Here is an 8769-nt window from a genome sequence, read left to right as displayed (position 1 = left end):
CCAGTTCACGAAGCTCTCGCGGCCATCCAGCGGCGGCGCCATCCCCCAGTCGAACATAACAGGTACGGTCGAATTGGCCTTTCCGATGCTCGGCGACATTGAGGTCGCCAAGATACCGGCCAATTGCAAGAATTTGCGACGATCCATGGGTAGAACTCCGACAAGACCGAAACGTTTGAAGGCTAACATACACTGATTATATCCAAATTAGGCGACTAGCCCGAGTAGAGTTCTGCACAGCGTGCTGGTGGGACCCTTCCTTGTGTCGCAAATTTGTAACTAGCCTCGGCTCCTAGTGACCTTCTAATAGTGCCTGTACTTAAATGAGGGAAGGTTGACGTCAGCGTGGTGACCGGATCTCGTCAAAACATCCTTTTGGCTAGATAGAAGCTAAACCAGTTTTGATTATTGTAACTCTGCTCATCAAATCAGCGGCTTGGGACCGTGGCGATGGTCATAGAATATCGCGTCTTCGGAGATAGGAAGCTCATATTCCGCCAAGCGATTGCTGTGCTCGAGTATTCCTGTGGCTGAAGTCTACAAAAGCTACGTCAGGTTTCAGAAAAATGAGGGCATTAGGGCCACCATGTTTCGTACACTCGTAACAACTGGGGTTCTTTTAGGTGCAATTTGCACAATGGTTGGCGTCGCCTACGCTGAGGACATGATCATCGGTGAGTGGAAGACATCGGACGGCGATACGGTCGTGATCAACCACTGCGGGGATGGCTATTGCGGCACTATCGAGGAAGGCGAATACGCCGGCCGCCAGATCGGGAAACTTACTGGTAGCGGCGGTAGTTACACAGGTCAATTAACGGACCCAGATGACAACCAAACTTATGACGGCACAGGCGCTGTTCAAGGCAACTCACTGATATTAAAGGGCTGCCTGATGAAAATATTCTGCCAGTCGCAGGTCTGGACACGTCGCTAGTTATTACTATCCAATCGGTTTTCACACCGCAGGTATGAATTTGAGAATGAGCCAAAGCGTGGTGCCTCAATGGAGGTCGGCGCCCATAATATATTTGCTGATTCACAATATCTGGTCTTTCCTCCTGATTACTGCGCCGGATTTTGGGCTGTTCCATCAGTCTGAGTGAGGTTCGTGATTTGCCTTACCAGGCTCGCAGGTTTGTCGACACGATCATTGGCCAGTCGGTATAGCTGTTCTTTTCCGTCTTCCGTTCAGCGAGCGATTGGTCGAAGTTCTGTTAGCCGCGAGTGATAACATTGTCGGCGATGAGTATGTTCGGCGTCGCGTCGAGACCTTCGGACGAGCGTTTGCCTGAAAGAATCGCTGTCGCGGTCCCCAAATTCGGCCACATGCTTGCCGCCGAGAGGCTCATGCACAATCCAATCAAAGGCTCGCGTTTCCCTGTGTTATGGTCGCCGACAAACTGGTTGCAAGCTGCGACGCCTATCTCCTCGACACGATCGCCAATATCGTCAGCGCTGATGCCAATAGCCGCATCGATGTCGTCGATGCCTTCGGCATACCTGAAAGCGAGTTACAACTCGATTTGATCAGAGCACGACGCTTGCGTCCTGAGTTTCTGGCAGGGCACTGAACCTCGTTGTCAACGATCAGCATCGTTGAGAAGATCTCCTATCGAGTGCTGGAATCGTGGAATTACGAGCTCGAAGATCGCGCCCGCGTGCACGCCATTGCGTGCCTCGATCCATCCGCCGTGGCCTTCCGCAATTGCGAAGACCCTCGCTAGGCCAAGCCCGGTACCAGCATCCTTGGTGGTCACGAATGGGTCAAAAATGCGATCGATCAATAGGGGGGATATGCCGGGTCCGTTATCGGCGAAAATGAGATGTACTTCTTCGCCCTCCGCAGAAATCCCGATATCGAGCCTCGGGCGAACTGGGTGCTGTATAGGCAGGCGATTGAATTCAGTTGCGCCTTCCAGGGCCTGCAATGCGTTAAGCACAATATTCAGGCATGCTTGTATCATCTGATCGCGATCGACGTTAATGAGAGCCCCCCCACTTTCGTCCTCGACGTGGACAGTAACGTGATGATGTTCGATTTCGCTTTGACAGCTGCCAAGCACTCTGTCGATGAGATCGGCGGGCAGCATGGTTACCATGCGCTGGGGTGGTTTGGCGAAGGCCAGAAAGTCACGAATGAGCTGGTCGATACGGCGTACCTCGTCAACGACGTAGCCGAGGCGGCGCAATTCCACTTCTGACAAGTTGGGACTGCCCTCCAGCAACTCGGCCGACGTCTTGATAATACCAAGGGGGTTGCGCACTTCGTGAGCCAGCCCCGCTGCCACCTCACCGAGCGTAGCCATACGTTCGCGCCGCCGCAGCTTGGCCTCCAGTTTGCGCAACCCCTCGAGTTGTAAGGCCATGGAATTGAAGGCGACGGAGAGTTGCCCGATTTCATCATTCCTGCTGACCGGCACACGCTGCGAGAAATCTCCCTTGGCGATTGCATTGACGCCCTCGGCAAGGCGAATAACAGGCCGCGTCAAAAGCCGAGACATAATTAGCCCAGCCCCGACTGACAGAAACATTCCAAACGCAAAGATCCCGATGAAGAGATTGCCTCGCGTGATCCAATCGGCAATCCCCGAGTCTGGCCTCAAGCCGCAAAATAAGACGCCGATGAGATTGTCGCCATCCTTGATGGGCGCGTAGATGCCGATAGACGAATCTGTACCGCTTGGGTCAGCAGACAAATAGTCATCCACTCTCGTAGCCGTGAGCTTTTCCAGTATTTCCAGAGGAATTGCGTTTTGATCTTGCGCACCCGAGTTGTATACGTCAGTGAATTTGCCACTTATGTCATAGTAAAGCTTGATGGTAAGCGAGGATAGTACACCTATGTTATTGATGAAACTTTTGTCAACGAAGGTACCGATTAGGATATGAAAGCTTTGTCCCTGATAAATCAGATTGCCGGACCCGCCAGCCATGAGTGTTGGCCGACCATCGTTGTTATCGAGGTACAGTCTTTGACCTTCGCCGAACGGAACACTTTTGAAGCTGTTTTGCGGCTTGGAGGAGAAGATAATCTTTCCTTGGTCGTCCGATATCAGGAGTAGATCGTAGCCGAGCGCACTCATCAAACGCGAGACGCTGGTGGGGAGTTCATGCGACGTTCCTGATACCAATGGAGTCAGATTACCCCCTTCTGCGAGAGCATCTGCAATGCTCGCGGTCTCGCGTCGTTCATCCAGGATATTCGCGATAAAGAAGTGAGATGTTTGGAAAAGCCACTCCTCGACATTATCTTCGAATGCCGACGCCACAATCTGGGTTGCATAATTCGTCGCGATGAGCATGGGGATGACACTGATCGCGCCGAATGCACCAACCAATTTCCACCGGATTGACCGGCCTAGCCAGTTGCTGAATAGAGATAAAGTTATCACCTATTGCATTCTTTCTTTGCGATCCTACTATGTTTGCGGCGATAGACCCACCCTCTGCCGTGGTGCCCAACGCACCCGCGCCTACGATCGCCCGGCCGCAGTCTTGGCAAATGCCATTGCTAGCGAACGTGAGATAGACGTCCTGTTTCCTGTGGGAGGAGAGGAAGGTCGCATCGATGCGAATGCCCTACGAGACCTCGTTAGGCGCATTGCGGCCGCGTTGCAGCAATCCCGCCATGCAGCTCGCCGAACCCAGGAGGCCAGCTTGGCATCGCATTTCGATACCGAGCCAGCTGCGGAAAACGGCAGCCTCGAAAAGAATATCGGCGCATTCGCTCATCGTGAGAGCTTCGTCGAGGTTGCAGCAAGCAGGGTACGCCAGGAGCCATGTCAGGCATTGCGAACCTCGCCTTTCTCTTGAAGGAAAACTCTTCCTGTCCTTTCGCAAGACCCGTGCCAAACCCCCATGCCAGTGTTGCGGCTGTGATGACGGGCTTTCGAGGACCATACAGGGCTTATTCCCTATTGGTGTGAGCTACAAAAGTTGGAGGCCGCATCACGGAGTGTGGAAATTACGAGGCATTGCTGGGTGCCTGATATGACAGGTAATCCAATGCTGGCTTCAGCGGCAGCTCACTCCTGTTGCCTTCATTTTGTTCTCAGTCGTCGCCGATCGTTCGACCAAAATCCCATGAAACTTTGAACGTCCATGCGTCCGTTTTCATTCGCGAGAGGGGCGCTGGTATTTCTGTTCGGATGCAAAACGAACAGTCACACCGCCCGGGTCCTGAGTGGCTTGATTGGATGCTCTTGCTTTTCGCCGAAGGAATATTTTCGCCCATACCGACAGCCCAAAAACGGGTGCAACCCCGGCGAGGACCAACAGCGTCATAGTCAGCAAATAGACGAAAAAACCGAAATGTTGGTGGCGCACAAAATAATGGGAAATTGCCAGGCCAGCGCAAAATGCAAAGCAATAACAGGCATTATATGGCAGCCCGACCCCTGCGGCGAAGCTTTCAATGACGCGATCTTTGAGAGTGCGCATTTAGTAAGTGTAAGCTGCATGCACTTATAGGAGAATTATAACGGCGGAAGGTCAGCGGTAATACGTTCACCGCCACCCACTACTAGCTCACGAATTCGCGCTGACTGCCTCGAAGTCGTGGGGCCCATAAGGTTCCCCTCGCCAGTGTGGGAGCATCGCAAGAGCTACCTGACTTTCGCAGCATTTGCCGCGGACCTGTAATATCTGGCGGCTTCGGCGCCCCGTGCGGGGTGCCGGCGGTGCTTCATCCGGCTGCACATATGTATTGGTTGTAGTTCCGCACAAGGAGCCTTGGCGGTTCGCCATGTGTGAAAGACGCGAAAGGAGTTGGGAGTCTAAGCGAAGTACCGACAATGCTGCACGAGGCGACGCCCCGTTTCCCTGCATTGTTCATAACATTGAGTGCAATTGGAGAATCTGTTCCTCCCTTCACAAGACTTGCTTTTGTGGATCAGAACTTCACGCCAAAGGAATAGCTGAGATCCAGCCCGACCGTGCTCTGGTTGGACGAGCCGATGCGCGAGACGATCGGGCTATCGGCCGCGTTCCCGACGAGACGATCATATTTGTAATAGAGCGTGGCCTTCCAGGCGGGGTTGAAGCGATAGGCGGCGGACGCCAACGCGCCGACGGACTTGATGCCGCTGGTGGCGCGATAGGGCGTAACCAGACCGTTCTGTGCGGCCTCGCCATTGGAAACGCTGAAGGAATCGCGCATATAGGTGCCATTGGCCAGCGACAGCCGGGGGCCGAGCGAAAAGGTGAAGGCTTGGTAGGGCTGGACCCAGTCGGCCGAAAGATCCGCCACCATCCCCTGCTGTCCGTGCAGGGCCTGGCGGATCTCGATATGCGCGCGCAGCCGGTCCTCGATAAACCAATATTCCCCGAAAACACCGGCATCGATGGTGAAGGGCAGCGAATGGAGACCGGCGAGGGAGCGGTCGTCCGAGCGGGACCGGCCGGCCCGAAAATCCGCAGCGGGTCCGAAGGAGAAACCATTGCTGTCGAACACGCTGTAGGTGAAGGCGTCATCGGGTGCGCTGAAGCCTTCCGGTTCGCCGGCGCGGCGAATGTCGAGATCGGACGGCAGCACCGAGAAATTCGTCTTCGAGGCCCCCTCATAGCTTGGGCCATATTGCGCGCCGGCTCCAAGCGTCACGATCCAGTCAGGCGCCGCCGCCGGCTGCGAGGAGAAATTCAGCACCGAATAGGGCGAGGCTTCCTGACCCAAGGCTGGCAACAAGGGTGACACCGCGAGCAGAATAACAGCCGACCCTGACGCTGAGAGGATGGTGGGTACACACATTCAACGCGATTCCCGAACAACAGTAACACCAAGCCCCTTGGATTCCTGCCTACCAAACAGCATGCCAAGCCAATATTAGATATCCATTACGACAAAGTCCGAGAACGAGAACTGCATCTTACGACACACTGCCTTCACCTGCCGTCCGAGGTACGATTCGGGGTCGGAACAAGATTTACTCCCGCAGACACGATAAGTAGGAACGAACGAGGACCAGATGATCCGAGTTGGCAGCCAAGGCAGCGAGAGGGCCGAAAAGCCCCAACATCTGACGTCAAAGCAATGCCTCGACCCTCAACGCAACTCAAGTGGGTCCGAACGAGTGATCCCCTCAACTAACTGAAATGTTTTAGCTATTCGCTTAGCGTGTCTGAGGGAACAAATCTTGTCCCGACGCCATGCACTCCGACATGACGGCGGACGCTATTTTTGCAAAGCTCAGCGAGGGGGTTTCAGAAGATAGCCTTATGATCTGCGAGATCCCGCCTTCCTGCTTGATCGAGAGCTTATACCTGATCTTCACCGGCATCGTCGGGAGAGTTATCTGCGTTTCGGCGATCGACTACCACTTGCAGCTTCTCGAAATCGGAAGGCGACATCGTCAGGCCCTCGACCTTGTCGCTGCCGATTTCCTTGATTGTCTCTCGCAATTTTTCTGCGGGGACGACGCGCACGCCACCATCCCTCAGAATGATGGCAATGGTTCCGGACGGAATCAGCTCGTTGTGCGCAATGCCGAGACCATCCAGCAGGATCAAATCTTTGCTCATAGGCTCTCTCGCCGCTGCCATCGATGGCGCAATCGTGCACTTCGATCCTTAATTTGGTCCGACCTCGATGCAGGCAACGCCGGCGGCGTTGGGATGTGTCTGTTCGTCATGGAGCCGTCGTCGGCTACCGGCCCCAGAAACGCCACCACGGTTGGGGCTTCGAGTTGATCGGCGGGTCCCGGGGTGGCGCCGACACCATCGGCGCCCGACTGCCTGCGGCCATGCTGCTTCGCAGGCAGTGCATGAGGTAATCCTCGGCGCTGGCGGCAACGTCGGCAAGCCACGGCGGCGACGCCATGCCATCGCCGTCCGTCCCGGCCAGAAAGCTCACCAGGGACCGCGCACGCAAACGAAGTTCGTCCTCCTGGAGTGGCACAAGGGCCAGGTCGCTGTTTTGAAGCCCGACCAGGACATCCTTGGTGGCGCTGAGGCGCTGATTGAATTCTTCCACGCTGGTCATCGCCCCTCCACCATTCCTGGGCCGCCCTTCGCATCCACCCAGACGGTCTTCGCGCCATATCAGCGCAAATACCGCAGCCGTTTCATCCAGCGCTCGCCGGGACCCCAACCCCAAGTTTGACGCCCCTGGCGTTCGGCTCCAGGCGCCGACGGCAGGCCTGCACCCTCATCGATCTTCACCGGGGGCGACGCCATCTCCGCAGGCTTGGTGCGCGGATCTTGCTGAACACGCGCGGGAGCGCTGAGCGCCGCCGCCTTCACGGGATTCGGCTTGTTCGGCTTCATGGCCTTGTTCGCGGGTGCAAGGGAAGTTCGCATCTTCCCCGCGCGCGGCTCGCGGGGCTTGGCTGGAACAGTCACCTCTACGGTCGGCACCTGTGTCGTGGGAGCTTTCGCCGTCGTCTCAGCGGTCGGCTCCTCCACCGTTGCAGCGCGCGGAGCCACTGTCCGAAACACGCTCTCCGCCGTCACCTTCGTCTCGGGCGCGGCACTCGAGTTCACGCTCAGGGAGGTAAACAGCTGCTCCGCCAACTGGCGGGCTTGAGAAGGCGCGACCGGGGCAGGTGCCGGCATGGTTTCAAGGAACGCGGGCGGCGCGCTGCTGATCGGCTTTGTAAAGGAGGTAGTGGAACGCGAGCGCTTCACCTCGACGGTGAACGGCTTAAGTGGGGGCTTCATGGAGATGCGCTTATGACAGGGGAATAACCGTCCTATATGACATTCCCAGCTTCGAGACCATTGGCAAACCGACAGATGATGGCCGCTCAGTCGTCGAAAGCACCGCCAAATACCGAAATGTCCTCCGCCTCCTCGACAGCATCGTCCTCGCCCTCGCCTTCACCGGGAACCGCCTGCAGGTCCTCGGCCAGCAGCCGCGCCTTGCTGAGCAGGCCGGCATCCTCCAGCATCTCGAGGTCCGGCAGGTCGCGCAGGGTCTGGAATCCGAAATGCTCCAGGAAGCCCGGCGTGGTGACATAGGTGTAGGGCGCGCCCGGCTGGGGGCTGCGCGGCCCCGTCCCGACAAAGCCGTCGCTGCGCAGATTGGCGATCAGGTCCCGAGAAACTTCCCGCCCGAACATTTTCGACAACTCGCCCCGTGTCACCGGCTGGAAATAGCCGATCGCCAGCAAAACAGTGGCTTCCAGCGGCGTCAGCTCCGGCCGCGGCGCAGCGGTCAGCTCGCTGGCGCGGATGGCGCCGGCGAAGGCGGGCCGAGTGCGGTGCTGCCAGCGGCCGGCGACGGCCACGAGATCATAGGGCCGATCGACCAGCTCGGCCCGGATGTCGTCAATGAGCAGATCGAGGTTCGCGCCCTCCCCCACCAGCTTGGCCAGGTCCTCGCGGCCCACCGGCTGGGGCGAGGCAAAGATCACCGCCTCGACCCGGCCCATCCATTGCCGCCAGCGCACGGCCGGCGGCAGGTCGGCAAGCTCGCGGTCAAGCACGGGTGCGGATCTTGGCTTGGCCATGACTAGAGCCCGTAGATCCGGAAGCTTGGCCGGCCGCTAAGCTCGCGCACGGCACCGAGTTCGACCAGCCGGTCGAACAGGCGGCGCAAGGCGCGATCGCTCATGGCGCCGGGTGCGGACGCCGGCGTGAGTGCATCATCGGCCAGGAGCGCCGTCACGATCTGCCCCGCCCCCTTGGCACGCAGCTTGGGCAGCGCTTGCTGTAGCGTCTCTGCCCGCCGCTCGAGATCGATGGCCCGGTCGACCGCCGTGGCGGCGGCCAGGGCATAGGCGGTCGCCAGGGCCGCCGGCCACCCCCCCTCCCCCGGCCGCGGGCGCCGGC

At 57.7% G+C, this 8769-nt stretch carries 11 protein-coding genes; 3 read left to right on the top strand and 8 right to left on the bottom strand.

Annotated features, from left to right (window positions below):
* The first annotated feature begins 526 nt into the window (after positions 1–526).
* Both QQL24_RS23395 and QQL24_RS23390 read left to right on the top strand, forming a co-directional pair.
* Positions 527–937: a DUF2147 domain-containing protein gene (locus QQL24_RS23395; protein WP_431310744.1), complete on the top strand. Its 411-nt coding sequence runs from the start codon at positions 527–529 to the stop codon at positions 935–937.
* A gap of 451 nt (positions 938–1388) precedes the next feature.
* Complete coding sequence (locus QQL24_RS23390) at positions 1389–1574, top strand: hypothetical protein (protein ID WP_284314708.1); 186 nt, start codon at positions 1389–1391, stop codon at positions 1572–1574.
* 9 nt (positions 1575–1583) lie between these two features.
* Here QQL24_RS23390 and QQL24_RS23385 read toward each other — a convergent pair whose 3' ends face one another.
* The gene (locus QQL24_RS23385; protein WP_284314707.1) at positions 1584–3305 is read right to left on the bottom strand and encodes a sensor histidine kinase; all 1722 of its coding nucleotides are present in this window, start codon (positions 3303–3305) and stop codon (positions 1584–1586) included.
* Between the two features lie 4 nt (positions 3306–3309).
* Between QQL24_RS23385 and QQL24_RS23380 the strand changes: the two genes are divergently transcribed.
* On the top strand, positions 3310–3816 hold the full coding sequence (locus tag QQL24_RS23380) for a hypothetical protein (protein WP_284314706.1): 507 nt from the start codon (positions 3310–3312) through the stop codon (positions 3814–3816).
* 300 nt (positions 3817–4116) lie between these two features.
* On the opposite strand, the gene QQL24_RS23375 is transcribed toward QQL24_RS23380, so the two are convergent.
* The 7 genes from QQL24_RS23375 to QQL24_RS23345 all read right to left on the bottom strand — a co-directional run.
* Positions 4117–4443, bottom strand: coding sequence for a hypothetical protein (locus tag QQL24_RS23375; protein ID WP_284314705.1), 327 nt, complete (start codon positions 4441–4443; stop codon positions 4117–4119).
* A gap of 451 nt (positions 4444–4894) precedes the next feature.
* On the bottom strand, positions 4895–5695 hold the full coding sequence (locus tag QQL24_RS23370) for a MipA/OmpV family protein (protein ID WP_284314709.1): 801 nt from the start codon (positions 5693–5695) through the stop codon (positions 4895–4897).
* Between the two features lie 560 nt (positions 5696–6255).
* Positions 6256–6519 carry a hypothetical protein gene (locus QQL24_RS23365; protein ID WP_284314704.1) on the bottom strand — a complete coding sequence of 88 codons (264 nt, stop codon included), beginning with the start codon at positions 6517–6519 and terminating at the stop codon, positions 6256–6258.
* Between the two features lie 124 nt (positions 6520–6643).
* A complete protein-coding gene (locus QQL24_RS23360) occupies positions 6644–6979 on the bottom strand; it encodes a hypothetical protein (RefSeq protein WP_284314703.1) in 336 nt (111 codons plus the stop codon).
* 59 nt (positions 6980–7038) lie between these two features.
* Positions 7039–7656 carry a hypothetical protein gene (locus tag QQL24_RS23355; protein ID WP_284314702.1) on the bottom strand — a complete coding sequence of 206 codons (618 nt, stop codon included), beginning with the start codon at positions 7654–7656 and terminating at the stop codon, positions 7039–7041.
* Between the two features lie 86 nt (positions 7657–7742).
* A complete protein-coding gene (gene scpB / locus QQL24_RS23350; protein WP_284314701.1) occupies positions 7743–8447 on the bottom strand; it encodes an SMC-Scp complex subunit ScpB in 705 nt (234 codons plus the stop codon).
* Positions 8448–8449: 2 nt separating this feature from the next.
* Positions 8450–8769, bottom strand: a 320-nt coding sequence (locus QQL24_RS23345) for a DUF1403 family protein (protein WP_284314700.1), incomplete at its 5' end; no start/stop codon positions are given.

Source organism: Labrys miyagiensis (assembly GCF_030160835.1).
Lineage (GTDB): Bacteria > Pseudomonadota > Alphaproteobacteria > Rhizobiales > Labraceae > Labrys > Labrys miyagiensis.
This window is presented reverse-complemented; position numbering and strand designations above follow the sequence as displayed.

Bases quoted from the DNA above. Each gene is read 5' to 3' on its own strand.
- QQL24_RS23390 (WP_284314708.1), top strand. From the start codon at position 1,389: ATGGTCGCCGACAAACTGGTTGCAAGCTGCGACGCCTATCTCCTCGAC.
- QQL24_RS23385 (WP_284314707.1), bottom strand. From the start codon at position 3,305: ATGCTCATCGCGACGAATTATGCAACCCAGATTGTGGCGTCGGCATTC.
- QQL24_RS23380 (WP_284314706.1), top strand. From the start codon at position 3,310: ATGACACTGATCGCGCCGAATGCACCAACCAATTTCCACCGGATTGAC.
- QQL24_RS23375 (WP_284314705.1), bottom strand. From the start codon at position 4,443: ATGCGCACTCTCAAAGATCGCGTCATTGAAAGCTTCGCCGCAGGGGTC.
- QQL24_RS23365 (WP_284314704.1), bottom strand. From the start codon at position 6,519: ATGAGCAAAGATTTGATCCTGCTGGATGGTCTCGGCATTGCGCACAAC.
- QQL24_RS23360 (WP_284314703.1), bottom strand. From the start codon at position 6,979: ATGACCAGCGTGGAAGAATTCAATCAGCGCCTCAGCGCCACCAAGGAT.
- QQL24_RS23355 (WP_284314702.1), bottom strand. From the start codon at position 7,656: ATGAAGCCCCCACTTAAGCCGTTCACCGTCGAGGTGAAGCGCTCGCGT.
- scpB (WP_284314701.1), bottom strand. From the start codon at position 8,447: ATGGCCAAGCCAAGATCCGCACCCGTGCTTGACCGCGAGCTTGCCGAC.